Origin of the sequence: Streptomyces melanosporofaciens, from assembly GCF_900105695.1 — a bacterium.
GTDB lineage: Bacteria > Actinomycetota > Actinomycetes > Streptomycetales > Streptomycetaceae > Streptomyces > Streptomyces antimycoticus.
Map to the genome: position 1 here is coordinate 6153085 of NZ_FNST01000002.1, position 24826 is coordinate 6177910.

Sequence of the window (24826 nt, forward strand, 5' to 3'; positions counted from 1 at the left end):
TCTTCGACGTTTCCCGCGGTGTGAACACCACTTTTCCCGGGGCCACTGACGTGTCGGAAACGCTTCACTCACGCCTCACTCACGTCCCGCAAACGCAGCGCCGGCCGCGGACGGGTCTTTGCATAAAGCTGCGATCAATCGTATAGTCATGCCATCGTGTGAGGGAGGAAGACGGTAATGGCCATACGTGCTGCGGTGGCAGGCGCGAGCGGATACGCGGGCGGGGAACTGCTGCGCCTGCTGCTCGCCCACCCCGAGGTCGAGATCGGCACCCTGACCGGCAACTCCAACGCCGGGCAGCCCCTCGCCGGGCTGCAGCCCCATCTGCTTCCGCTGGCCGGGCGGGTGCTCGAGCCCACCACCGCGGAGGCGCTGGCCGGGCATGACGTGGTCTTCCTGGCGCTGCCGCACGGGCAGTCCGCCGCCGTCGCCGAGCAGCTCGGCGACCAGGTCCTGGTCATCGACTGCGGCGCCGACTTCCGGCTGCAGGACGCGGCGGACTGGGAGAAGTTCTACGGCTCGCCGCACGCCGGCACCTGGCCCTACGGCCTCCCCGAGCTCCCCGGAGCCCGCACCGCGCTGGAGGGGACCAAGCGCATCGCGGTTCCGGGCTGCTACCCCACCGCCGTCTCCCTCGCCCTCTTCCCGGCGTACGCCGCGGGGCTGCTGGAGCCCGAGGCGGTGATCGTCGCCGCCTCCGGGACCTCGGGCGCGGGCAAGGCGCCCAAGCCGCATCTGCTGGGCAGCGAGGTCATGGGCTCCATGAGCCCGTACGGCGTCGGCGGCGGCCACCGGCACACCCCCGAGATGATCCAGAACCTGTCGGCCGCGGCGGGGGAGCGGGTCTCGGTCTCCTTCACCCCGACCCTCGCCCCGATGCCCCGCGGCATCCTCGCCACCTGCAGCGCCACGGCCCGGCCCGGGGTGACCGGGGAGAGCCTGCGGGCCGCGTACGAGAAGGCGCTGCGCGACGAGCCGTTCGTCACCCTCCTCCCCGAGGGCCAGTGGCCCTCCACCGCCGCCGTCCACGGATCCAACGCCGCGCTGCTCCAGGTCGCCCATGACGAGGCGGCCGGCCGCGCCATCGTGATCAGCGCCATCGACAACCTCACCAAGGGCACCGCCGGTGGCGCGGTGCAGAGCATGAACATCGCCCTCGGCCTCCCCGAGGAGCTGGGACTTTCCACGATCGGAGTCGCTCCATGAGCGTTACGGCAGCCCAGGGCTTCACGGCCTCCGGCGTCGCGGCAGGCATCAAGGAGAACGGAAACCCCGACCTCGCACTCGTCGTGAACACCGGCCCGCGCCTCGCCGCCGCGGCCGTCTTCACCTCCAACCGCGTCAAGGCCGCCCCCGTCCTGTGGTCCGAGCAGGTCCTGGGGGGCGGCCAGGTCTCGGCCGTCGTCCTCAACTCCGGTGGCGCCAACGCCTGCACCGGCCCGCTGGGCTTCCAGGACACCCACGCCACCGCCGAGAAGGTCGCGGACGCCCTCGGCCACAGCGCGGGCGAGGTCGCCGTCGCCTCCACCGGGCTCATCGGCGTCCGGCTGCCGATGGACGCGGTGCTGTCCGGGATCGGCAAGGCCGCCGAGGCGCTCTCCCCGCACGGCGGCGAGAAGGCCGCCATCGCCATCAGGACCACCGACACCATCCACAAGACGGCCGTCGCGCAGAGCCCCGCCGGCTGGACCGTGGGCGGTATGGCCAAGGGCGCCGGGATGCTGGCCCCGGGCCTGGCCACCATGCTCGTCGTCCTCACCACCGACGCCGACGTGGACACCCCCGGGCTGGACACCGCGCTGCGCGCCGCCACCCGCACCACCTTCGACCGGATCGACTCCGACGGCTGCATGTCCACCAACGACATGGTGCTGCTGATGGCCTCCGGCGCCTCCGGTGTCACGCCCGAGGCCGCCGAGTTCGCCGAGGCGGTCCGCGAGGTCTGCGCCGATCTCGCCCGCCAGCTGATCGGGGACGCCGAGGGCGCCTCCAAGGACATCCGGATCGAGGTCGTGGGCGCGGCCACCGAGGACGACGCCGTGGAGGTGGGCCGCTCCATCGCCCGTAACAACCTCCTCAAGTGCGCCGTCCACGGCGAGGACCCCAACTGGGGCCGGGTGCTCTCCGCGATCGGCACCACCTCGGCCGCCTTCGAACCGGACCAGCTCAACGTCGCGATCAACGACGTCTGGGTGTGCAAGAACGGCTCGGTGGGCGAGGACCGCGAGCTGGTCGACATGCGCTACCGCGAGGTCCGCATCACCGCCGACCTGTCCGCGGGCAGCGCCTCGGCGGTCATCTGGGCCAACGACCTGACCGCCGACTACGTCCACGAGAACAGCGCGTATTCGTCATGAGCGAGCCGACCGCCCGTAAACACACCGCGCTGCCCAAGGCCCGCATCCTCATCGAGGCGCTGCCCTGGCTGACCCGGCACCACGGCAAGACCGTGGTGATCAAATTCGGTGGCAACGCCATGGTCGACGACGAGCTGAAGGCCGCCTTCGCCCAGGACGTCGTCTTCCTGCGCCACGCGGGGTTGCGCCCCGTCGTCGTCCACGGCGGCGGCCCCCAGATCAGCGCCCAGCTCGACCGGCACGGTCTGGTGAGCGAGTTCAAGGCCGGGCTGCGGGTCACCACCGACGACGCCATGGACGTCGTACGGATGGTGCTGGCCGGGCAGGTCCAGCGCGAACTGGTCGGGCTGCTCAACCGGCACGGCCCGCTCGCCGTCGGCATGACCGGCGAGGACGCCCATCTGATGTCCGCCACCAAGCACTTCGCCGAGATCGACGGCGAGCAGGTGGACATCGGTCGGGTCGGCCAGATCACCGAGATCGACACCGGCGCGGTCCAGGCCCTGCTGGACGACGGCCGCATCCCGGTCGTCTCCTCCATCGCCCGCAGCGCCGACGACGGCCATGTCTACAACGTCAACGCCGATACGGCCGCCGCCGCCCTCGCCGTCGCGCTGGGCGCCGAGACGCTGGTGGTGCTCACCGATGTCGAGGGCCTCTACGCCGACTGGCCCAACAGCGACGATGTGATCAGCAAGCTCACCGCGAGCCAGCTCGAGAAGCTGTTGCCGGAGCTGGCCAGCGGCATGGTGCCGAAGATGGAGGGCTGTCTGTACGCCGTGCGCCACGGGGTCACCACCGCCCGGGTGCTGGACGGACGCGTACCGCACGCCATCCTGCTGGAGATCTTCACCGACGAGGGCATCGGCACGATGGTCCTGCCGGACGGGACCGTGATCGACCAGCAGGAAAAGGGCAGCAAGGGCGACAAGGGACACCAGGACAACCAGGGCGACAAGGGGGAGGACCAGTGAGCAACGCGGAGCTGAAGCAGCGCTGGCAGGGGGCGCTCATGGACAACTACGGCACCCCCCGCCTCCCGCTCACCCACGGCAAGGGCACCAAGGTCTGGGACGCGGACGGCACGGAATACCTCGACTTCGTCGGCGGCATCGCCGTCAACTCCCTCGGCCATGCCCACCCCGCCGTCGTCCGGGCCGTGTCCGACCAGATCGCCACCCTCGGCCATGTCTCCAACCTCTTCGTCGCCGAGCCCCCGGTGGCGCTCGCCGAGCGGCTGCTCCAGCTCTTCGGCCGCTCCGGGCGCGTGTACTTCTCCAACTCCGGCGCGGAGGCGGTCGAGGCCGCCGTCAAGATCGGGCGGCGCACCGGGCGCACCCATATGGTGGCCACCGCCGGCGGCTTCCACGGCCGCACCATGGGCGCGCTCGCGCTGACCGGCCAGCCCGCCAAGCAGGAGCCGTTCCTTCCGCTGCCCGGCGACGTCACGCATGTGCCGTACGGGGACGTGGCGGCGCTGCGCGCGGCCGTCACCACGGACACCGCCCTCGTCATCGTGGAGCCCATCCAGGGCGAGAACGGCGTCATCGTGCCGCCGGCCGGCTATCTGGCGGCGGCGCGGGAGATCACCCGGGCCACCGGCACCCTGCTGGTGCTCGACGAGATCCAGACCGGCATCGGGCGGACCGGACACTGGTTCGAGCACCAGGCGCAGGGCGTCGAGCCCGATGTCGTCACCCTGGCCAAGGGGCTCGGCGCCGGGCTGCCCATCGGCGCCACCCTCGCCTTCGGGCCCGCGGCCGACCTGCTGACCCCGGGGCAGCACGGATCCACCTTCGGCGGAAACCCGGTCGCCTGCGCCGCCGCACTCGCCGTCCTCGACACGATCGCCGCCGACGGCATCCTGGACCGGGTCAAGCGGGCGGGGGAGCGGCTGCGTAACGGAATCGAATCGCTCGACCACTCTCTGGTAGCCCGGGTCCGCGGCGCCGGGCTGCTGCTCGGTATCGTGCTCACAGAGTCCCTCGCACCGCAGGTGCAGCAGGCGGCTCAGGACGCGGGACTCCTGGTGAACGCGGTCGCGCCGGATGTGATCCGGCTCGCCCCGCCGCTCGTCATCGCCGACGGGGAGGTGGACACCTTCCTCCGGGAACTGCCCGCCGTTCTGGACGCCGCACGCGAGGGTGACGGGGAACGACGAGCCGGAGACTGACGACACCGATGACCGAGGCGCAGCACACCGACGCGCAGGACGCCAACCACGGCGGACCGGCCGTGCCGCAGACCCGCACCGCACGCCACCGCCGGATCGTGGACATCCTGAACCGGCAGGCCGTGCGCTCCCAGAGTCAGCTCGCCAAGCTGCTCGCCGACGACGGGCTCTCCGTCACCCAGGCGACGCTCTCCCGGGACCTGGACGAGCTGGGCGCGGTGAAGATCCGCAACACCGGCGGTGAGCTGATCTACGCGGTGCCGAGCGAGGGCGGCGACCGCACGCCGCGCGCCCCGCTCGGCGAGTCGGCGAGCGAGGCGCGGATGGCCCGGCTGGCGGCCGAGCTGCTGATCTCGGCGGAGGCCTCGGCCAACCTCGTGGTGCTGCGCACTCCGCCGGGCGCCGCCCAGTTCCTCGCCTCGGCCATCGACTCGGCGGAGCTGCACGACATCCTCGGCACCATCGCGGGCGACGACACCCTCATGCTGATCAGCCGCGACCCGGTGGGCGGCCAGCAGCTCGCCGACCATCTGCTGCGCCTGGCCCAGAAGGAGCGCTAGACGGGCTCGTTGAGGTCCGGTGAGGTTTCGGTTGCGCCCCGAAGGGGCGCGGGGCTGTGTCGATGTGCGGCTCCGCCGCGTGGGCGCGACCAGCCACGACGGCGCCGCGGACGTTCGACGGCAGGTCAGGGCACTCCCACCGGAGCGCTCAGCTCAGCCGTTGGCCGCCCGCTGCTCCGCCCCGCGGGCTCGGTACGACATCCAGGCCGCCACCACCGCGCCCGAGACGTTGTGCCAGACGGAGAACACGGCCGCCGGCAGCGCGGCCAGCGGGCTGAAGTGCGCGGCGGCCAGGGAGGCGGCGAGCCCTGAGTTCTGCATGCCGACCTCGAAGGCCATGGCCCGGCTGGCGGGCGGGCCCAGCCGGGCCACCTTCCCGGCCCCATAGCCCAGCGCCAGGCCGAGTCCGTTGTGGAGCACCACGGCGAGCAGCACCAGCGCCGCCGCCGACTTGATGGCGTCCGCGCTGGCCGCCACCACGACCGCGACGATCACGCCGATGGTGACGGCCGACAGCCAGGGCAGCAGCCCCAGCGCCCGGTGGATGTACCGCCCGGCGACCAGCCGCACCACCAGCCCCCCGACCACCGGCAGCAGCACGGTCTTGAGGATGTCGGTGACCATCGACCCCGCGTCCACCGGCAGGAACTCCCCGGCCAGCAGCAGCGTCAGCGGCGGGGTGACCAGGGGCGCGAGCACCGTGGAGACGGTGGCGACCGAGACCGACAGGGCCACGTCGCCGCGTGCCAGATAGGTCACCACATTCGAGGCCGTTCCGCTCGGCGCACAGCCGACGAGGATGACTCCGGCCGCCAACTGGGGGGAGAGGCCGAGGGCGTTGGCGATCAGCCATCCCAGGCCCGGCATGATCACATAGTGCGCGACCAGCCCGAGGGCCACCGCCCACGGCCGCTTGACCACACCGGAGAAATCCTGCGGGGTCATGGTGAGCCCCATGCAGAACATGATCACGCCGAGCAGATAGGGCACATTCGGTGCCCACCCGCTGAAGGTGCCGGGCGTGGCGAGGCCCGCCGCCCCGGCGGCGAGGACCAGGACGGGGAAGACGGTGACGGCCCGCCGGGCCGCCCGGTCGGTGGAGGTGGACTCCGGCGACGGCGAGGGCGGCTGAGCCGCCGTCGTCGAGGGGTCCGCCGCGGAGCTCTTCGATTCGGATCGCACCGCGTGATCGAACGCTTCCGGAGGTGCCTTCCGCAACACCGTCTCGTTATGTGGTCACTACACCCACTATGGCGAGCCGAGGGGCGGCAGCGGCAGCGGCAGCCCCGGCAGCCCGTCGATGCTGCTGGCGATGTGCTCCTTCTTGTGGAAGTAGCTGTCCAGCGACGCGTCGTCCTCCCGCCGGAAGCGGTCGCCGTGCAGCGTGCGCTCCTCGCGATAGTCCATGAAGGGGACCGCGAAGCCACAGGTGTCCCGGATCAGCTCGGCCGTCACCACGATGACCGCCCGCAAACCGTGGGCGTCCACGTCGATGCCCGGGAAGTGCTTCAGCAGCGCGCCGAACCGCGGATCGTCGCGGAACACCGGCTCGCCCCGGCCGTGCACGCGCACGATGTTCGGCGGGCCGGTGAAGGCGCACCACATCAGGGTGATCCTGCCGTTCTCCCGCAGATGGGCGATGGTCTCCGCGTTGCTCCCCGCGAAGTCCAGGTAGGCCACGGTCAGTTCGTCGAGTACGGCGAAGGAGCCGGCCAGCCCCTTAGGGGAGAGGTTCACCGTGCCGTCCCCGTCCAGCGGTGCGGTGGCGGTGAAGAAGATCTTCTGCTCTTCGATGAAAGTGCGGAGTCTGCCCTCGATGCGTTCGTACACCTTTCCCATGTGGAGCATTATCCCTGCATGTGGCCGCCGGGGCGATGCTTCCATGGGCGTATGGCCGCCAAGAAAGCCTCCGCGCGAGCGTCCGCCACCGGGCCCGCGATCCGCATCCGCCGGGTGTACGACACCCCTGGCCCGGACGACGGCACCCGCGTCCTGGTCGACCGCGTCTGGCCCCGTGGCCTCGCCAAGGCCGACGCCCACCTGGACGAATGGGTCAAGGACGCCGCCCCCTCCACCGAACTGCGCCGCTGGTACGGCCATGAACCGGACCGCTTCCCCGAATTCACCCGCCGCTACCGCGCCGAGCTCACCACCCCGGAGCGCCAGGAGGCCCTCGACCACCTCCACGCCCTGGCCACTTCCGGCCCGCTGACCCTCCTCACGGCCGTGAAGGACCTCGACCACGGCCATGTCCAAGTGCTGGCCGAGGCGATCCGCGACCACGAGGGCTGAACGAAGCTCAGGGGCAGCAGCCGCTCGAGGGCCGTCTCGTACGCACAGCCCCGCCGCGTCCTATACGCACAGCTCCGCCGAATAGCGGGCGAAGCCGCTGGTGTGCCAGGTGGAGCCGTCGGCGGTGATGACGAACGCCTCGGCGTCGGGGAGCCGTCCCAGCCAGGGGCGGGCGCGGTCGGCGCCCATGGCGCAGGCCGCCGTGGCCCAGGCGTCCGCGTCGGCCAGGCTGGTGGCGATCACCGTGACCGAGACCAGGCCCTGCGCCGGGGGGCGTCCGGTGTGCGGGTCCAGGATGTGGCAGCCCCGCTCGGCGGGGCCGGAGGTGGCCACGGCCAGTTCGCCGTGTGCCTCCACGATCGCCGCCAGCTCGCCCCGGCGCAGCGGATCGGCGATGCCCACCCGCCAGGGGCCGCCGTGCACCTGGACGTCGCCGCCGCCGTTCACACACACCGACCCGGCGCCGGAGGAGACCAGCATCCGGGCGGCGCGCTCCACGGCCCAGCCCTTGACCAGGCCGGTCGGGTCGGGCCGGCCACCGGCGTAGCGGGCGCTGAACCAGCCGCCGCTGCGGTGCTCGGCCTCCTCGCACATCCGCAGCACGTCCCGGACCTCCGGGTCGCACCGCGACAGCGTCAGCTCACCGCGCCCCAGCCGGCTGATCTGGCTGTCCGGGCGGTAGGTGGAGAACAGCTCGTCCACCCGGTGCAGCCCCACCACGGCCCCGTCCAGCGCGGCCTGCACCCGGGGCCGGTCGGCGGCCGCGACCTCGCGTATGTCGAAGGAGAAGACCGTGCCCATGACGTGCTCGACATGGCGCAGCGGCCCGGGCTCGTCCGTCTGGTACGTCATCGGGCACCCGCCTTGTCGAGAGCGCTTTGCAAGGACTTGGCATAGCCCTCGCTCGTGTAGGTGGCACCGGAGACCGTGTCCACCTTCGCCGCCGCCACCGCCTGCTGATTGAGCTTCGGGATGGAGTCCTTGGCGATCTGGTCGCTCTGCGGCCCGGAGTTCGGCGTCTTGACCGCCTGTGCGCCGGTGATCTTCCCGCCGCTGACGGTGAGGCTCACCTGGACCGGGCCGTACTGGGTCTGCGCGACGTCGCCGGTGACCGTACGGGCGCCGCCCGCGCCCGCCCCGGCCCCCGCGCCGCCCCCGCCCGGCTGTGCCGTGGCCGCGACCGGGGGCGCCTGCCCCGGCTGGTTCTGGGCGACGGTCTCACCGCCCCCGGAACCGGGCTGCTTCAGTGCGAGCAGCAGCACCACACCGGAGACGGTGGCGGCCGTGCCCAGGACGATGCGGCGCAGCGGATGCTTCCTCTTCATGGCTTCCCCTCGGTCACAGCTCGAACGACTGGGTCACGGCCCGGATGTCTCGGTCACGGCGTGAACGTCTCGGTCACGGCTCGGGCGTCTCGGTCACAGCTCGAAGGATTCGTGGTGGATCCGGCGATCCGGAACGCCCGCCTCGCGCAGCGCTCCATACGCGTGCTCGGCCAGGCCCGGTGGGCCGCACAGATAGACGTCGTGGTCCTCGATATCGGGGAGCAGATGGCCCAGCCGCTCCGCGGTGATCTCCGGCCGGGCGCCGTCCGGGCCGTTCACGGCGTACAGCAGCCGGGCCCCGCGCTCGGTCGCGATCTGCTTCAGCTCGTTCCACAGCGCCAGGTCCTCGACGCTGCGGGCCCGGTACAGCAGGGTGAGGTCGCTGCCCTTGCCCGGCAGCGTCTCGAACAGCGCCCGGATCGGGGTGATCCCGGCCCCGCCCGCGATCATGAGCACCTTGCCGCGGCTGCGGCGCGCCGCGGTCATCGCGCCGTACGGCCCCTCCGCCCACACCCGGGTCCCCGGCTGCAGCGAGGCCAGCCCGGTGCTGTGGCCGCCCACCGCCTTCACCGTGATCCGCAGCAGCTCCGGCCGGGGCGGCGCGGAGAGCGAGTAGGGATGGGAGCCCCAGCGCATGCCCGGCGCGAGGAACCGCCACCGGAAGAACTGCCCGGCCTGCGCCCCGATCCGGTGCAGCTTGCGCCCCTTGATCAGTACCGACACCACCCCGGGCGCCTCCGGTACGACGGCCTCCACCCGCATCCGGTGCCGCAGGTTCAGCCGCAGCGGCACCAGCAGCCGGTACCAGACCGCCAGCGCGGTGACCGTGCCGTACAGCGCGTACCAGGCGGTTTCCGCGGTCTTGTTCCCGACGAACTCGGCACCGGTCGCGAGCTGGTGCCAGAACGTCAGGAACACCGCGGCGTAGGTGAGCAGATGCAGGTAGTACCAGACCTCGTACGGCATCCGGCGGCGCACCGTCCCCGCCGAGATCAGCCCGATCACCACCAGCATCGCGGTGCCGACCGTCGCCTTGATCATGTCCGGGTAGTCGGTGACCACGGTCACCGACTGGTCGACGAAGCCGGTGCCGGCCTGCTCCGCGTATCCCGCGATGATCAGCCCGACATGTGCCACGATCAGGCACAGCGCGTACCGCCCGCTCATCGCGTGCCACCGCGCCACCCGGTCCGACCCCACGCGCCGCTCCAGTGCCGGAACGCGGGCCATCTGCAGGACGACGAGGGCGAGGACATAGCCGCCGAGCAGCCCACTGAGCCGCCCGGCGTGGGTCAGCCACTGCGCGGTGCCCTCGACGTTCGGAGTGTTCTGCCACCACAGCGACAGCACCGCCGCCGCGCCCGCCCAGCTGAGCAGGATCAACGGCACGGCCGGCGAACGGCGAGGCTGGATGCGGCGCATGGCCTGCCGCCGCCCGGCCCGGCTGTTCAAAAGCGTCGTCACGGCCTGTCCCCTTCCCTTGGGCTCCGGCGCAAGGGAATACGGCCGCGAGTGCGGGATGACTCAAAGGCCGACGGGATTCACAGGTTTCGGTCGGGGTTCACAGGTCCGGGCCCGGAATCACAGGTTCCGGGATTCACCGGCGGTGGCGGCGTACGGGCATCTCCAGGTCGCTCACCACGGGCAGGTGGTCGGAGGCCTCCGGGTCCGCCGTGACCACCTGGGCGGTGAGCGGGCGCAGATCGCGGGAGGCGAGGTGGAAGTCGATCCGGGCGTGCGGGTTGAGGGCGTCGTAGGTGAAGCCGTCGCCGCTGCCGACCCGCGGCCATACGTCGTCGAGCGCGCCGGTCAGGATCCCGATCTCCGGGGTCTCTGGCGTGGCGTTCAGGTCACCGACCAGGACGGTGCGTTCGGGGGAGGAGCCGAGGAGCTCGACGATCCGGGCGGCCTGCCGCTCGCGCTCCTTGTTGTCGTCGTGCTGCAGATGCGTCACGGCGAAGTCGAGGCAGCTACCGCGCACCTCCAGGGTGGCCTGGAGCAGGCCGCGCTGCTCATGGCCGGGGACGAGCGGAAGGTGGGTGTTGGTCCACGACCGGATCGGCCCGCGGGAGAGCACCGCGGTGCCGTACTGACGGCGCGGCCGCCCGGGCTCCTCCGGGTCCACGTCGAGGTTGGCGCCGAAGGCGTGATGCATCCCCAGCCGCTCGGCCAGCCAGGCGGGCTGGTCCACGAAGCCGCTGCGCTTCCAGAACCGGTCGACCTCCTGCAGGCCGACGACGTCCACCCGCAGGTCCTGGATCACCCGGGCGACGCGTTCCAGGTTCAGTACGTCGGCGGGGCCGGCGCCGTGGTGGATGTTGAACGTGGCCACGCGCAGCCGTCGCGGACCCGGGGCGGCGGCCGCCACCCCGGACGTCCCGACGGCGGCCGTGGCGCCGAGGCCGGCCGCCACGGCGAGGAATCGGCGTCGACTGGGGGCAGTATTCAGGTGATTCATGGCGGTCAGCGTGCGTTCCGGTTCCGAACGTCGTCCCACGGCGCCGTGAACGGCCCCGGGCGGGCGGGAGTCGTCGCCGCGTTCCACCCGACGGGGAACCGCGATCGATCTCGCGATCGGTCTCAGCGGCGGTCGAATTTGATCGGGTAGGACACCGTAGAGCGCGGTATGGGCTGCTTCTTGCCGCCCTTCCCGCTCTTGGTGTCCTCCCCGTCGTCCTTCTTCTTCTCGAAGTGGACCGGGTACCGGGCCGTCTGATGCGGATTCGGCGATTTGCCGTCGCGGGTGTTGCCGTCACCATGGTTGTTGATCACCATCACCCCCACCACGATCGCGCCGAGCACCATCATCTGCTTCTTCTCCACGGGCCCCGACTCCCCTTCGGTCCGCAGCGGTCTCTCCCCAGCACCGACCATGGTGACATCACCCCCGTCGGCGGCACGAGCGGTCCGCGAGCCCGGTCAGACGGAGATGACCTCAAGGCCGCTCTCCAGGCCCTTGAAGTCGTCCGGGTTCCGTGTGTAGAGCGGCAGCCCGTGCGCGGCGGCGGTGGCGGCGATCATCAGGTCCATGCGGCGCGGGCGAGGATTGCGGTTGGCCTTGAGCGTCAGGGCGACCATGGTCCCGTACCGGCGGGCCGCTTCCCGGTCGAAGGGGACGGTGGAGAAACGCGCCTCGATGTCGGCCACGCGCTGCGCTCGGGTGAGCGTCTCCACCGGATCAGTGGCCATGGCGACGCCTTGGGTCAGCTCGGCAAGGACCACGGAGGGGACGGCGGCCTCGACCGGGAGCCGGTCCGACGGGATGTCCACGAGATCGATGACGACACAGGTGTCCAGCAGACCCTGCGGCCGTTGTTCCGCCACGTGTTCAGCCACCTGACTTCCCCCACGGGTCATCCTGATCGCTGACCCGGTCCTCGTCGCCGAAGAAGTCATCGGCTTCGGCCCGCATCGCGGCATGATCCACACGCGGGGCGTTGCGCCACTCGCGCTGAAGTTCCTCGACGGGGACGAAGCGACGGCGACGGGTCTCCAGGGGGCGGACCTCGGCGATTTCGACGCCGTTCCTGGTCACGTGGTACGTCTCGCCCGCTTCCACATCGTCGAGCACCGCCTTGGAGCGGGCCGCCAGCTCGCGCTGCGTGATGGTTTTCATGGCTCCAGTGTAATGCGGCGTATCGCATCGTGTCGCGCTGTGATACGGAGCCTCGCGACCATGCGCCGCGGCTCGCGTCGCCTTCCGCTTTGACGAAGCATGCGGTCCAGTGCATACTTATGCCAAAGCACGCATGGATCGTCAATGGACCGTAAGGAGGCACCCGTGACCGAGCGCGTCGTACTCGCCTACTCGGGCGGCTTGGACACGTCCGTCGCCATCGGCTGGATCGCCGAGGAGACGGGTGCCGAGGTCATCGCCGTCGCCGTGGACGTCGGCCAGGGCGGGGAGGACCTGGACGTCATCCGCAAGCGCGCGCTCGCCTGCGGGGCGGTCGAGGCGGAGGTCGCGGACGCGAAGGACGAATTCGCCGAGGAGTACTGCCTTCCGGCGATCAAGGCCAACGCGCTGTACATGGACCGCTACCCGCTGGTGTCCGCGCTGTCGCGGCCCGCGATCGTGAAGCACCTGGTCGCCGCCGCCCGTAAGCACGGCGCCGGGACCGTCGCCCACGGCTGCACCGGCAAGGGGAACGACCAGGTGCGGTTCGAGGCGGGCATCTCCTCCCTCGCACCCGATCTGACCTGCATCGCGCCGGTCCGGGACTACGCGATGAGCCGGGACAAGGCGATCGCCTTCTGCGAGGCCAAGGGCCTGCCGATCGCGACCACCAAGAAGTCCCCGTACTCGATCGACCAGAACGTCTTCGGGCGGGCCGTGGAGACCGGCTTCCTGGAGGACATCTGGAACGCGCCGATCGAGGACGTGTACGAGTACACCGCCGACCCGGCCACCCCGCGCGAGGCCGACGAGGTGATCATCACCTTCGACAAGGGCGTCCCCGTCGCGATCGACGGCGAGCCGGTCACCGTGCTGCAGGCCATCCAGCGGCTCAACGAGCGGGCGGGCGCCCAGGGCGTCGGCCGGATCGACATGGTCGAGGACCGGCTGGTGGGGATCAAGTCGCGGGAGGTCTACGAGGCGCCCGGCGCCATCGCGCTGATCACCGCCCACCAGGAGCTGGAGGCCGTCACCGTCGAGCGCGAGCTGGCCCGCTACAAGCGGCAGGTCGAGCAGCGCTGGGGCGAGCTGGTCTACGACGGTCTGTGGTTCTCGCCGCTCAAGCGGGCGCTGGACGGCTTTATCGCCGAGGCGAACGAGCAGGTCTCCGGCGAGATCCGGATGACCCTGCACGGCGGCCGGGCCGTCGTCACCGGGCGGAAGTCGCAGGAGTCGCTCTACGACTTCAACTTGGCGACCTACGACAGCGGCGACACCTTCGACCAGTCGCTGTCCAAGGGCTTCATCGAGATCTTCGGGATGTCCAGCAAGATCGCCGCGAAGCGCGATCTGCAGCAGTAGCCTGCGTACCAGACGTAAACCCGCGTATGAGACGTACGGCGACGTACGAGACGTGCGCGACCCCATCGAAGCCGCCTCCCCGCCCCGCGGCGGGGAGGCGGTCGCACACCCCCTGGCCTGAGGAGCAACAGCGTGAGCAACGGCAACAGCGGCGACGTCCGGCTCTGGGGCGGCCGCTTCGCCGACGGCCCGTCCGAGGCACTGGAGAAGCTCAGCGCCTCCGTGCACTTCGACTGGCGCCTGGCGCCGTACGACATCGCCGGATCCCGCGCCCACGCCCGGGTGCTGCACACGGCGGGGCTGCTCACCGCCGATGAGCTGGAGCGGATGCTGGCGGGCCTGGACCGGCTGGAGGCCGATGTCGCCTCCGGCGACTTCACCGGCACCATCGCCGACGAGGACGTGCACACCGCGCTGGAGCGCGGGCTGCTGGAGCGGCTCGGCCCGGACCTCGGCGGCAAGCTGCGGGCCGGACGGTCCCGCAACGACCAGATCGCCACCCTCTTCCGGATGTATCTGCGCGACCACGCCCGGATCATCGGCGGGCTGATCGCCGACCTCCAGCAGGCCCTGGTGGGGCTCGCGGAGGCACACCCCGACGTCGCGATGCCCGGCCGCACCCACCTCCAGCACGCCCAGCCGGTGCTCTTCGCCCACCATGTCCTCGCCCATGCCCAGGCGCTGTCGCGGGACGCGGAGCGGCTGCGGCAGTGGGACGAGCGCACCGCCGTCTCGCCTTACGGCTCGGGCGCGCTGGCCGGGTCCTCGCTGGGGCTCGACCCGCAGGCGGTCGCGGCCGACCTCGGCTTCGAGCGGGGCTCGTCCGCCAACTCCCTCGACGGCACGGCCTCCCGTGACTTCGTCGCCGAGTTCGCGTTCATCACCGCGATGATCGGCGTCGATCTGTCGCGGATCGCGGAGGAGATCATCCTCTGGAACACGAAGGAGTTCTCCTTCGTCACCCTCCACGACGCCTTCTCCACCGGCTCCTCGATCATGCCGCAGAAGAAGAACCCGGACATCGCGGAGCTCGCGCGCGGCAAGTCCGGCCGGCTGATCGGCAACCTCACCGGGCTGCTGGCCACGCTCAAGGCCCTGCCGCTCGCGTACAACCGCGACCTCCAGGAGGACAAGGAGCCGGTCTTCGACTCCTGCGATCAGCTGGAGGTGCTGCTCCCGGCCTTCACCGGGATGATGGCGACGCTGACCGTCAACCGCGAGCGCATGGAGGAGCTGGCCCCGGCCGGGTTCTCGCTGGCCACCGACATCGCCGAATGGCTGGTGCGGCAGGGCGTGCCGTTCCGGGTGGCACACGAGGTCGCGGGGGAATGCGTCAAGGAGTGCGAGCTGACGGGCATCGAGCTCGACCAGCTCACCGACGAGCAGTTCGCCAAGATCTCCCCGCATCTGACGCCCGAGGTCCGCGGCGTCCTCAATGTGCCGGGCGCGCTGGCAGCGCGCGACGGCCGCGGCGGCACCGCCCCCGTGGCGGTGCGGGCCCAGCTCGCGGAGGTCAAGGAGGACCTGGCCGCTCAGTACGCGTGGGCGGGCGCCAAGCGCTGAACATCGGCTCATCAGGGAGAGGTGGGGACCAGGCCATGGGTTTCGAACGACTCGCGGAGATCGCGACCCCCGGGGCGGGGGTGGCCCGGATCGGGCTCGGCCTGGCCGCGGTCGGCCGCCCCGCCTATATCAACCTCGGCCGGGACCGGGACCTCCCGGCCGAGCGCCCGGTCGAGGTGATGCGGCAGCGCAGCCAGGAGCTGCTGGACGCCGCCTACGCCGCCGGGGTGCGCTATCTGGACGCGGCGCGCTCCTACGGCCGGGCCGAGGAGTTCCTCGCCGGCTGGCTGCGCGACCGCCCGGACGCCGCGCCGCACGTGGTGGTCGGCTCCAAGTGGGGCTATACGTATGTCGCCGACTGGCGTACGGACGCCGAGACCCACGAGGTCAAGGACCATGGCGTCCAGACCTTCGAGCGGCAGCGCGGGCTGACCGACGCGCTGCTCGGCGACCGGCTGGACCTCTACCAGATCCACTCGGTGACCCCCGACAGCCCCGCCCTCACCGACCGCGAGCTGCAGACGCGGCTGGCGGAGCTGGCCGCCGAGGGGGTGACGGTCGGCGTGTCCACCAGCGGTCCGCGCCAGGCCGAGGCGATCCGCGCCGCACTGGCCGTGGAGGTCGACGGGCGCCCGCTCTTCCGTACCGTCCAGTCCACGTACAACCTGCTGGAGCCCTCGGCCGGGGCGGCGCTGGCCGAGGCCCATGCGGCGGGCCGTGCGGTCATCGTCAAGGAAGCCGTGGCCAACGGCCGGCTCACCGAGGCGGCCGAGCGGCTTCCGGCGGCCCTGCGCCAGGTGGCCGAGGAGACGGGCGCGACTCCGGACGCCGTCGCGCTGGCCGCGGTCCTGCACCGACCCTGGGTGGGCGTCGTCCTCTCCGGCGCCGCCACCACGGCCCAGCTGCGTTCCAACCTGGCCGCGGCCGACCTCCGCCTGGACGAGCGTCAGCTCACCGAACTGGAGCGGCCGGCCGAAACCCCGGAGAGCTACTGGCACCACCGCTCCGAGCTGCCCTGGTCCTGATGGATCGGGGCGGTTCGGGCCGCGGGGCTACAGCGCGCTCAGGAACGAACGGACCGCGCGGGCGTACGGCCGGGGCGCGTCGTCGTGGATCCAGTGACCGCATCCGGCGAATTCGCGCAGCCTCGTGTTGGGGCGGCGGGTGGCCATCTCGTGGGCGTGGCCCGGCGGCAGCAGCGAGCTGTGCTCGCCGCGCATCAGCAGCGCGGGGCAGGAGGAGCCCAGCCAGTCGTCCCAGAAGTCGCCACACATGGCCTGCTGGGACGCCATCATATGGCTGGGCTCGAACAGCAGCCGCCAGCCGCCCGTTTGGGGGTCCCGTTCCGCGCTGTCGAGGAAGTACGAGGCGTCCGCAATGCCCCGGGACTCGATATCGGCGCGCAGCTTCTCCCGGTCCACGGCCCAGGTCGGCCACCCCGAGACATCGAGCACCGGATGGCTGACCACCGGACGGTCCGTCACCGCGCCGATGTCCTCGACGACGAGCGCGCTCACCAGGTCCGGATGGCGGGCGGCCAGGGCGTAGGCGCCGACCGCGCCGGTGGAGTGGGCGACGACCGGGACCGGGCCCAGGTGCAGCTCCCGCAGCAGCGCGGCGGCATCGGCCACATACTCGTCCAGCGTGAACGGGCCACCGCCGCCGGTCAGCCCGTGGCCCCGCTGGTCGAGGGCGATCACCCGCCGCTCGGGGGCGAGTGCGGCGGCCAGGGGCGCGTACATCCTGCCCCGGCCGAAGTGGCCGTGCAGGGCCAGCACCGGATCGCCCGGCCCGCCGAAATCGGTCAGGGCGAATCGCCGACCGCGCAGCGTCACGAAGTCGGGGGAGGGCACGGTCATCGTGGTCACCCGCGGCACCATAGTGCCCGGGCCCGGTGGTGACCAGCGGGTAGCGGAATCAGATCTTCCGCCTCGATGCCGACGGACGAGGCCGACCGGACCCGACAGCTCGCCGCGCCCGTCAGGTTGGCCGGAACGCCATGTGACGGCGGTTTGGCCGGAGCGCAGGCCGCGGATTCGCCATCCCCGGTACTTCGCCGGAGACGGAACCACCGCCGCCCGGCCGCGGAACCTCGGCGCCCCCGACACACCACCGCGGCGGCCCGAACACCGGACCGCCGCGGTGGGCCCGAAACGTCAGGCGGCCGCCTTCGCCTTCGTTGCGTAGATGTCCACGTACTCCTGACCCGACAGCCGCATCACGTGGCTCATCACCTCGTCGGTCACGGCCCGCAGCACATAGCGGTCGCGGTCCATGCCCTCGTAGCGGGTGAATTCCAGCGGCTCGCCGAAGCGCACCTGCACCCGGCCCGGCCGCGGCAGCCCCTTGCCGCCCGGCTGGATCCGGTCGGTCCCGATCATCGCGAACGGCACCACGGGCGCGCCGGTCATCAGCGCGAGGCGGGCGATACCGGTACGGCCGCGGTAGAGGCGGCCGTCGGGGGAGCGGGTGCCCTCGGGGTAGATGCCGAAGACCCGGCCCTCCTCCAGCACCCGGCGGCCCGTCATCAGCGCCGCGACGCCGCCGCGTCCGCCGTCCCGGTCCACCGGGATCATGCCGACGCCGGTGAAGAACCAGGCCATCAGCCGGCCCTTGAGGCCCTTGCCCGTGACGTACTCGTCCTTGCCGATGAAGAAGACCTGACGGTCACAGACCAGCGGCAGGATCATCGAGTCGATGAAGGTGAGATGGTTTCCGGCGAGGATCACCGGGCCCGAGCCCGGAATGCCCTCGGCCCCCTCGACCCGTGGGCGGAACATCAGGCGCATCAGCGGACCGAGTACTGCCTTCAGAAACGCGAATCGGGACACGGGCCCTCCGGTCGGGGTCAAGGTCTGGGACGCACCGTTGTACGGTCCGTCAACCTCGTACCGCACCGGAGCGCCGATGAGGACGATACTCGCCGGTTGCGCCCCGGCGCACACCAGGTTCACCCACCTGGTACGCAGTGTTGACCCGCGTTCCCCCCGCGTTTCGTCCGATGTCTCCCGCAGGAAAGCCGCCCACGCCTACCATCAGCCCATCTTCTGACTGGATTTGACAGGTGTTGAACACCACATCAAGGAGTGCAGATGGAGCGGGAGCAACAGCCCGGACGGCGCGCCCTCCTGGGGGCCGCGGCCCTCGGCGCGGGAGCGGTGGCGCTGAGCGGTGCGGGCACGGCGACGGCCGCGGGCACGCAGACGGCGCCGGGCGCGGCCGCCGCCGCGGAGACGTCCGGCCGGGGCCATGAGCTGCCGGTTCCCACCGTGATCGGCCACCGCGGCGCCAGCGGTTACCGGCCCGAGCACACCCTCGGCTCCTACCAGCTCGCCCTGGACATGGGCGCGGACATCGTCGAGCAGGACCTGGTCCCCACCAAGGACGGCCATCTGGTCTGCCGCCACGAGAACGACATCACGGCCACCACGGACGTCTCCGCGCATCCGGAGTTCGCCGACCGCAAGACCACCAAGACGGTCGACGGCACCAAGCTCACCGGCTGGTTCACCGAGGACTTCACCCTCGCCGAGCTCAAGACGCTGCGCGCCAAGGAGCGCATCCCGGGCAACCGTCAGCGCAACACCCTCTACGACGGCCGCTGGGAGGTGCCCACCTTCGAAGAGGTGCTCCAGTGGGCCGAGCGCGAGGGCCGCAGGCGCGGCCGCCGCGTGTGGCTGTACGTGGAGACCAAGCACCCCACCTACTTCCGCAAGCTGGGCCTCGGTCTCGAAGAGCCGCTGGCCAAGCTGCTGCGCCGGTACGGCCGCCACAAGAAGGACGCGGCGCTGTTCCTCCAGTCCTTCGAGCCGAGCAGCATCCAGCGGCTGCGCAAGCTGGTCGGCACCCCGTCCGTCGTGCTGCTGTCCACCATCGACAGCCGGCCCTGGGACTTCGTCGAGGCGAACGACCCGCGTACGGTCGCGGACCTGGTCAAGCCCGAGGGCCTCAAGTGGATCGCGAGCTACGCCCAGGGCATCGGCCCCGACCTGTCGGTCATCATCCCCCGGACGCCGGACGGCAAGCTGGGCACGCCGACCAGCGTGGTGAAGGACGCGCACGCGGCGGGGCTGATCCTGCACCCGTACACCATGCGCAACGAGAACACCTTCCTCCCGGCCGACTTCCGCCGCGGCACCGACCCCAACGCCTATGGTGACGCTTTCGGGGCGTTCAAGGCATACTTCGCGACCGGAATTGACGGAATCTTCTCCGACAATGCGGACACCGCCCTCCTCGCGGCGGCGGACTTCCGCAAGTAGTTCCGCACGTACGGGTGGGTGACGGCGGGGCCGCGCGAGCGTCAAGGGGCGGCCCCGCCGCTTCCCCGGTCGGGTGAGACCACCGTCACCCGGCAACCACCCCACGACCCGGCCTCGTCCCGCCCGGCATGGACCTTGTGAAGCAACTGGGCCCGCTGCTGGCCGCCGAAGCGGCGGCCGAGGCATACGGCGTCGGCGTCGAGCCCGCCGAACTCGAACAGGCCGTCTGGCTACGGCTGCTGGAACGCACCCGGGACACCGGACCGCCGCCCCACCCCGCCCGCTGGCTGCGCTGCGCCGTACGGGCCGAGGTGCGCGGGGCCAGGCGCCGGGCGCGCCGCGAGGTCCCGTACGACCCGATGGCCGGCGGCCCGCTCAGCGGCCCCGAGTCCCACCCCGCCGAACACGCCGCACTGACCGCGGAGACCCGCCGGACGCTGCGCGCGGCGGTACGGCGACTGCCCGGCCGCTGCCCCGCACTGCTCGCGGCGATGCTCTCCCGCTCCGACCTCACGTACCGCGAGATCGCGCGCCAGTTGGGAATGTCACAGGGCAGTCTGGGCCCGGTACGTTCCCGATGTCTGGCTTGCCTGCGCAGAATGCTCACGGCGGAGGTTGCGGCTCCTGAACCATGGGGAAAGGAGCGATAGACAACCGGCGCCTCGGAGGCGGACGCCCACCACGCGGCGCCTCCACCCAGGCCATGAACCCTCGGTCGCACTCCTACCCTCACCGCGACCGGGGGACTGAGAATAGGGGAGGCATGCGCACATGGGCATGAGCGTGACCATCTCCGCGGCGACCGCGGACGACGCCGAGCAGATCCTGAAGCTGCAGTATCTGTGCTACCAGGGCGAGGCGGAGCTCTACGGCGACTACTCGATCGAACCGCTGACGCAGTCGCTCGACGACCTGCGCGCCGAACTGAGCGGGGGCTGCGTGCTCGTCGCCCGGCTCGGCGCGGAGGTCGTCGGCTCGGTCCGCGGAGTCGTCGACGACAAGGGGACCGCCGCCATCGGCAAGCTGATCGTCCACCCGCGGATGCAGCGGCACGGCCTGGGCGGACGGCTCCTCGCGGCTATCGAGGAGCGGCTGACCGAGGAGCGGGCCGCCAAGCGGTACCGGCTGTTCACCGGCCACCGCAGCGAGGGCAATCTGCGGCTGTACCGCCGCTACGGCTACGCCCAGGTGGGCACCGAGGAGGTCAACCGCCGGCTGAGCCTGGTGACCCTGGAGAAGGACGCCACGGCCGCCGCGTACGCGGCCAGCGCCTAGGCCGTGGCCTGAGGTCGCCGGCCGGGCCGGACTGCCGGCCCGGCCGGCGACCGAGGGCCGGGATCAGGGGCGGAGCCCCGGCAGGCCCGAGCGTGGGTCAGGCCCGCGACGCCGCATCCGGTGCGCCCCGGCGGGCCTTGCGCAGCCACAGCAGGCCCGTGACCGGCAGGAAGACCGGGATGAACAGATAGCCCATCCCGTAGTCGGACCACACCGTCTGGTCGGGGAAGGCCGAGGGGTCGGCAAGGGTCCAGGTCCCCACCGTCAGCACCCCCACCAGCTCCGCCGCACAGCAGACCATCGCCGCCTTGCGCGCGCCCTCGCCGCCGCGCACCAGCGAGACCGTGATGAACGCGTACACCACGGCGGAGACCGCCGAGAGGATGTAGGCGAGCGGGGCCTCCTGGTACTGGGCGATGAGCTGGTAGATCGAGCGGGACGCGGCGGCCACGGTGAAGACCCCGTAGAGCAGCACCAGCAGCCGCCCGGGGCCCTGCCCCAGTCCGGTGCGCGCGGTCGGTTCGGGCTTTCCGGCCGTCGTCCCGGCCGCCGAGTCCTCGGTCACCGACGCCTCCCGTGTCTCCTGCGCGTTCCCTGCCTCCCGTGCATCAGCCACCGACGCCTCCCCAGATGTCGTACAGCCGCACCTCGAGCACGGCCAGCACCACGGCCGCCGCGGAGACCGTCGCCGATCCCCAGCGGGTCCGCTCCGTGAGCGACATGAACGCCGCGACCGGCACCGCGAGCGCCGAGCCGATGAGATAGGCCACGAAGATGGCCACCCCCTGCTGCGGGTCGGCACCGCCCGCCAGCCGCACCACTCCTATGACCAGCTGCACGATCGACAGCAGTGCCACCACGGCCATGCCGATGAAGTGCCAGTCCTTGGTCGGCTGGTCCCGGTAGGCGGCGAAGCCGCACCACGCGGCGAGGAGGAGCGCGGTCACACCGAGCGCGACCGTCAGCGCGTCGATCAACGGGACCTCCGCGCGGTGCGGCGGCGCACCCGAGGGCGGCGCACACAGGGAGTGACAACCATGGGACGAGGGTAATCGGCCCGCCCGCCCGCGCTGCGCTCGGCCCCGCGCCCGAGGGCGTCCGCGACCCCCACGTACGCTGCGGCTCATGAAGATCTCCGCTGACGCGCTGTTGTTCGACAACGACGGAACCCTCGTCTCCTCCCTGGACTCGGTGCATCGCTGCTGGACCCGCTGGGCCGAGGAGCAGGGGATTCCGGCGGAGGACTTCGCCCGGGTCGAGCTGCACGGCCGCCCGGCCGACGACATCATCGCCGATCTGCTCCCGGCCGACCGCGCCCCGCGGGCCCGGGCGCGCATCGACGAGCTGGAGCTGGAGGACGTATCGGGCGGGGTGAAGCTGCTCCCCGGCACCGCCGAGCTGCTGGCGGGGCTGCCCGCCGCGCGCTGGGCCGTGGTGACCTCCGCCAACCGCCCGCTGGCCGAGGCCCGCCTGGCCGAGGTGGCGATACGCCCCGGAACGCTGATCACCTCCGACGACATCACCCACGGCAAGCCCGACCCCGAGCCGTTCCTGCTGGCGGCCGAGCGGCTCGGAGTCGACCCGGCACGCTGTGTGGTCTTCGAGGACGCCCCGGCCGGGCTCGCGGCGGGCCGCGCGGCCGGGATGCGGACCGTGGCGTTGACCACAACGACCGCCCGCGAAGAGCTGGTCGCCGACATCGTGGTCGAGGACCTGTCGGCCGTGTCCGCACGGCTCCTCGACGGGGTCGTGGAGATCACCTGCCGGGTCTGAACGGGGCCCGGCCACCCCTTCCGCCGTCCACGGACCGGTCATGTGCGTCCGCTATACGGACATGCTTGATGGGCCCGTACACGTGTCTGCTTTACTTGCAGCCATGACCACGACGAGCTGCCGCATCCCTGCGACCGAGGCGAACCCCACGCCCGGTGCTCGTTGTCGGTGTCGAATGTGTGACTGCTGAGGGCCCCCGCCTGAGCCTCGCGCCCCGAAGCGAGACCGGCTGAGCCGGACCCGTGCGCCCAGCGCGCCGGACCGCGCCGCCCCGCGTCACCGGAACCCGAACCGCGCCCACACATCGCGCATCCCCTCGGGTCCGCCCTGCCGCGTTCCGAAATGAACGAGCCGTGCCCGGCGGCACCAACCGCCGTGCACTCAACAGTGACGGAAACCCTGTGATCACCACCACGGACCTGACCAAGGTCTACCGCTCACGAGGCCGCGAGGTCACCGCCCTCGACGGCGTCGATCTGCATGTCCGCGAGGGTGAGGTGTACGGCGTCGTCGGCCAGAGCGGCGCCGGGAAGTCCACCCTCATCCGCTGCGTCAACCTCCTGGAGCGCCCCACCTCCGGCACGGTCACCGTGGCCGGCCAGGACCTGACCGCACTCGCCGGGCGCCGCCAGAGCGCCGGCTCCGCGCTGCGCCAGGCCCGCAGCCGTATCGGCATGGTGTTCCAGCACTTCAACCTGCTCTCCTCGCGCACCGTACGGGACAACGTCGAGCTGCCGCTGGAGATCCTCGGCGTCTCCGGCAAGGAGCGCACCCGCAAGGCCCTGGAGCTGCTGGAGCTGGTGGGCCTCGGCGACAAGGCCGGGGCGTACCCCGCGCAGCTCTCCGGTGGCCAGAAGCAGCGCGTCGGCATCGCCCGCGCGCTCGCCGGCGACCCCAAGGTGCTGCTCTCGGACGAGGCGACCTCCGCGCTCGACCCCGAGACCACCCGCTCGATCCTCCAGCTGCTGCGCGACCTCAATGAGCAGCTCGGCCTGACCGTGCTGCTCATCACGCACGAGATGGACGTCGTCAAGACGATCTGCGACTCGGCCGCGCTGATGCGCGACGGCCGGATCGTGGAGTCCGGCCAGGTCAGCGAGCTGCTGGCGACGCCCGGCTCCGAGCTGGCCCAGGAGCTCTTCCCGGTCGGCGGGGTGCCCTCGGGCGAGGACCGTACGGTCGTGGACGTCACCTTCCAGGGCGAGGCGGCCACCAAGCCGGTCATCTCCCAGCTCTCCCGTACGTACAACATCGACATCTCGATCCTGGGCGCCGCGATGGACACCGTCGGCGGCCACCAGGTCGGCCGGATGCGGATCGAGCTGCCCGGCCGGTTCGAGGAGAACGTCGTTCCGATCGGCTTCCTGCGGGAGCAGGGCCTGCAGGTCGATGTCGCGGCCATCGCCGACGGCCCGCGCGCGAACCCGACCCCGCTGCTCAAGGAGGGCGCCAAGTGACCTGGTCCGAGATGGAGCCCCTGCTGGAGCAGGCCTGTTGGGACACCCTCTACATGGTGGGCTGGTCGGCGGTGATCGCCGTCGTCGGCGGACTGCCGCTCGGTGTGCTGCTGGTCCTCACCGACCGCGGCGGAGTGCTGCAGAACGTCATGGTGAACAAGGTCGTCGGGCAGATCGTCAACATCGCCCGCTCGATGCCGTTCATCATCCTGATGGTCGCCCTGATCTCCTTCACCCGGGCGATCGTGGGCACCACCATCGGCCCCGAGGCCGCGATCGTGCCCCTGGCCATCGGCGCCATCCCCTTCCACGCCCGGCTCGTGGAGACCTCGGTGCGCGAGGTGGACGGCGGGCTGGTCGAGGCCGTGCAGGCGATGGGCGGCTCCACCTGGACCGTCGTCCGCAAGGTGCTGCTGCCCGAGTCGCTGCCCGCGCTGATCTCCAGCGCGACCACCACGATCGTCGCGCTCATCGGCTACTCCGCGATGGCCGGCACGGTCGGCGCCGGCGGCCTCGGTGACCTGGCGGTCCGCTATGGCTATCTGCGGTTCGAGACCAAGCTGATGTGGATCACCGTCGCCATCCTCGCGGTGGTCATCTCCGTCATCCAGTTCGCGGGCGACCTCGCCGCCCGTGGCCTGTCGCACCGCGGCCGCTCCTCGGTCGCCCCGCGGCTGGTGCTGCTGCGCGGCGGGCCGTCCCGGGCCGGGAAGCCCGCCCCGGCCCCGGAGCCGGAGGCCGCGCCCGCCGAGATCGAGTCCGTGGAGCCGACCAAGGTCCCCTGAGCCCCCACCCACCTCCCGTCCCCCTC

At 71.6% G+C, this 24826-nt stretch carries 28 protein-coding genes; 15 read left to right on the forward strand and 13 right to left on the reverse strand.

Translation table 11 applies throughout. The features are described from left to right. The first annotated feature begins 177 nt into the window (after positions 1-177). The 5 genes from argC to BLV72_RS29505 are packed head-to-tail and all read left to right on the forward strand — an operon-like array spanning position 178 to position 5090. Complete coding sequence (gene argC, locus BLV72_RS29485) at positions 178-1206, forward strand: N-acetyl-gamma-glutamyl-phosphate reductase (protein ID WP_093466045.1); 1029 nt, start codon at positions 178-180, stop codon at positions 1204-1206. Continuing rightward, on the forward strand, positions 1203-2357 hold the full coding sequence (argJ, locus tag BLV72_RS29490; protein ID WP_093466047.1) for a bifunctional glutamate N-acetyltransferase/amino-acid acetyltransferase ArgJ: 1155 nt from the start codon (positions 1203-1205) through the stop codon (positions 2355-2357). Before argC ends, argJ begins: the two co-directional genes overlap by 4 nt. Further along, complete coding sequence (gene argB, locus BLV72_RS29495) at positions 2354-3331, forward strand: acetylglutamate kinase (RefSeq protein WP_093466049.1); 978 nt, start codon at positions 2354-2356, stop codon at positions 3329-3331. Before argJ ends, argB begins: the two co-directional genes overlap by 4 nt. Continuing rightward, a complete protein-coding gene (locus BLV72_RS29500; RefSeq protein WP_093466050.1) occupies positions 3328-4530 on the forward strand; it encodes an acetylornithine transaminase in 1203 nt (400 codons plus the stop codon). The genes argB and BLV72_RS29500 overlap by 4 nt, the downstream gene beginning before the upstream one ends. An 8-nt stretch (positions 4531-4538) precedes the next feature. Next, entirely contained in the window at positions 4539-5090 is a 552-nt protein-coding gene (locus BLV72_RS29505) for an arginine repressor (protein WP_059147992.1), read from the forward strand. Between the two features lie 153 nt (positions 5091-5243). On the opposite strand, the gene BLV72_RS29510 is transcribed toward BLV72_RS29505, so the two are convergent. Further along, a complete protein-coding gene (locus BLV72_RS29510) occupies positions 5244-6272 on the reverse strand; it encodes a bile acid:sodium symporter family protein (protein ID WP_244321073.1) in 1029 nt (342 codons plus the stop codon). A gap of 66 nt (positions 6273-6338) precedes the next feature. Then, positions 6339-6929, reverse strand: coding sequence for a pyridoxamine 5'-phosphate oxidase family protein (locus tag BLV72_RS29515; RefSeq protein WP_093470622.1), 591 nt, complete (start codon positions 6927-6929; stop codon positions 6339-6341). A gap of 51 nt (positions 6930-6980) precedes the next feature. Here BLV72_RS29515 and BLV72_RS29520 point away from each other — a divergent pair, with 51 nt between their 5' ends. Continuing rightward, entirely contained in the window at positions 6981-7382 is a 402-nt protein-coding gene (locus tag BLV72_RS29520) for a DUF488 domain-containing protein (RefSeq protein WP_093466053.1), read from the forward strand. 60 nt (positions 7383-7442) lie between these two features. On the opposite strand, the gene BLV72_RS29525 is transcribed toward BLV72_RS29520, so the two are convergent. From BLV72_RS29525 to BLV72_RS29555, 7 genes are all read right to left on the reverse strand, one after another. Further along, positions 7443-8234: an FAD:protein FMN transferase gene (locus BLV72_RS29525; RefSeq protein WP_208905771.1), complete on the reverse strand. Its 792-nt coding sequence runs from the start codon at positions 8232-8234 to the stop codon at positions 7443-7445. Continuing rightward, positions 8231-8707 carry an FMN-binding protein gene (locus BLV72_RS29530; RefSeq protein ID WP_093466055.1) on the reverse strand — a complete coding sequence of 159 codons (477 nt, stop codon included), beginning with the start codon at positions 8705-8707 and terminating at the stop codon, positions 8231-8233. The genes BLV72_RS29525 and BLV72_RS29530 overlap by 4 nt, the downstream gene beginning before the upstream one ends. A 93-nt stretch (positions 8708-8800) precedes the next feature. After that, the gene (locus BLV72_RS29535; protein ID WP_167746622.1) at positions 8801-10129 is read right to left on the reverse strand and encodes a ferredoxin reductase family protein; all 1329 of its coding nucleotides are present in this window, start codon (positions 10127-10129) and stop codon (positions 8801-8803) included. A gap of 175 nt (positions 10130-10304) precedes the next feature. Continuing rightward, positions 10305-11165, reverse strand: coding sequence for an endonuclease/exonuclease/phosphatase family protein (locus BLV72_RS29540; RefSeq protein ID WP_093470624.1), 861 nt, complete (start codon positions 11163-11165; stop codon positions 10305-10307). A gap of 122 nt (positions 11166-11287) precedes the next feature. Continuing rightward, positions 11288-11530, reverse strand: a complete 243-nt coding sequence (locus BLV72_RS29545) for a hypothetical protein (protein WP_093466058.1) — start codon at positions 11528-11530, stop codon at positions 11288-11290. Between the two features lie 96 nt (positions 11531-11626). Then, on the reverse strand, positions 11627-12043 hold the full coding sequence (locus tag BLV72_RS29550) for a type II toxin-antitoxin system VapC family toxin (protein WP_244321075.1): 417 nt from the start codon (positions 12041-12043) through the stop codon (positions 11627-11629). Further along, entirely contained in the window at positions 12036-12323 is a 288-nt protein-coding gene (locus BLV72_RS29555) for a type II toxin-antitoxin system Phd/YefM family antitoxin (protein WP_093466061.1), read from the reverse strand. The genes BLV72_RS29550 and BLV72_RS29555 overlap by 8 nt, the downstream gene beginning before the upstream one ends. A gap of 165 nt (positions 12324-12488) precedes the next feature. On the opposite strand from BLV72_RS29555, the gene BLV72_RS29560 reads away from it, so the two are divergent. The 3 genes from BLV72_RS29560 (at position 12489) to BLV72_RS29570 (ending at position 16273) form a co-directional block, all read left to right on the forward strand. Continuing rightward, entirely contained in the window at positions 12489-13685 is a 1197-nt protein-coding gene (locus BLV72_RS29560; protein ID WP_093466063.1) for an argininosuccinate synthase, read from the forward strand. Positions 13686-13817: 132 nt separating this feature from the next. Further along, positions 13818-15248, forward strand: coding sequence for an argininosuccinate lyase (argH, locus tag BLV72_RS29565; protein ID WP_093466064.1), 1431 nt, complete (start codon positions 13818-13820; stop codon positions 15246-15248). Between the two features lie 35 nt (positions 15249-15283). Next, a complete protein-coding gene (locus tag BLV72_RS29570; RefSeq protein ID WP_093466066.1) occupies positions 15284-16273 on the forward strand; it encodes an aldo/keto reductase in 990 nt (329 codons plus the stop codon). Positions 16274-16300: 27 nt separating this feature from the next. Here the strand turns inward: BLV72_RS29570 and BLV72_RS29575 are convergent, their stop codons facing one another. Both BLV72_RS29575 and BLV72_RS29580 read right to left on the reverse strand, forming a co-directional pair. Continuing rightward, positions 16301-17107, reverse strand: coding sequence for an alpha/beta fold hydrolase (locus tag BLV72_RS29575; protein WP_167746624.1), 807 nt, complete (start codon positions 17105-17107; stop codon positions 16301-16303). A 297-nt stretch (positions 17108-17404) separates the two neighbouring features. Then, a complete protein-coding gene (locus BLV72_RS29580) occupies positions 17405-18037 on the reverse strand; it encodes a lysophospholipid acyltransferase family protein (protein WP_228054208.1) in 633 nt (210 codons plus the stop codon). 303 nt (positions 18038-18340) lie between these two features. On the opposite strand from BLV72_RS29580, the gene BLV72_RS29585 reads away from it, so the two are divergent. The 3 genes from BLV72_RS29585 to BLV72_RS29595 all read left to right on the forward strand — a co-directional run bounded on the left by BLV72_RS29585 (position 18341) and on the right by BLV72_RS29595 (position 20785). Next, positions 18341-19510, forward strand: a complete 1170-nt coding sequence (locus BLV72_RS29585; RefSeq protein WP_093466069.1) for a glycerophosphodiester phosphodiesterase — start codon at positions 18341-18343, stop codon at positions 19508-19510. A gap of 128 nt (positions 19511-19638) precedes the next feature. Continuing rightward, complete coding sequence (locus tag BLV72_RS29590; protein WP_093466070.1) at positions 19639-20160, forward strand: sigma-70 family RNA polymerase sigma factor; 522 nt, start codon at positions 19639-19641, stop codon at positions 20158-20160. A 121-nt stretch (positions 20161-20281) separates the two neighbouring features. Then, positions 20282-20785, forward strand: coding sequence for a GNAT family N-acetyltransferase (locus tag BLV72_RS29595; RefSeq protein ID WP_093466072.1), 504 nt, complete (start codon positions 20282-20284; stop codon positions 20783-20785). 97 nt (positions 20786-20882) lie between these two features. On the opposite strand, the gene BLV72_RS29600 is transcribed toward BLV72_RS29595, so the two are convergent. Then, positions 20883-21350, reverse strand: coding sequence for a hypothetical protein (locus BLV72_RS29600; RefSeq protein WP_208906060.1), 468 nt, complete (start codon positions 21348-21350; stop codon positions 20883-20885). 43 nt (positions 21351-21393) lie between these two features. Next, positions 21394-21762, reverse strand: a complete 369-nt coding sequence (locus tag BLV72_RS29605; protein ID WP_093466073.1) for a hypothetical protein — start codon at positions 21760-21762, stop codon at positions 21394-21396. A gap of 148 nt (positions 21763-21910) precedes the next feature. Between BLV72_RS29605 and BLV72_RS29610 the strand changes: the two genes are divergently transcribed. The 3 genes from BLV72_RS29610 (at position 21911) to BLV72_RS29620 (ending at position 24800) form a co-directional block, all read left to right on the forward strand. Next, entirely contained in the window at positions 21911-22558 is a 648-nt protein-coding gene (locus BLV72_RS29610) for an HAD-IA family hydrolase (RefSeq protein ID WP_093466075.1), read from the forward strand. A gap of 401 nt (positions 22559-22959) precedes the next feature. Continuing rightward, positions 22960-24015 carry a methionine ABC transporter ATP-binding protein gene (locus tag BLV72_RS29615; protein WP_093470626.1) on the forward strand — a complete coding sequence of 352 codons (1056 nt, stop codon included), beginning with the start codon at positions 22960-22962 and terminating at the stop codon, positions 24013-24015. Then, positions 24012-24800, forward strand: coding sequence for a methionine ABC transporter permease (locus tag BLV72_RS29620; protein WP_093466077.1), 789 nt, complete (start codon positions 24012-24014; stop codon positions 24798-24800). The genes BLV72_RS29615 and BLV72_RS29620 overlap by 4 nt, the downstream gene beginning before the upstream one ends. The last annotated feature ends 26 nt before the right edge of the window (positions 24801-24826 follow it).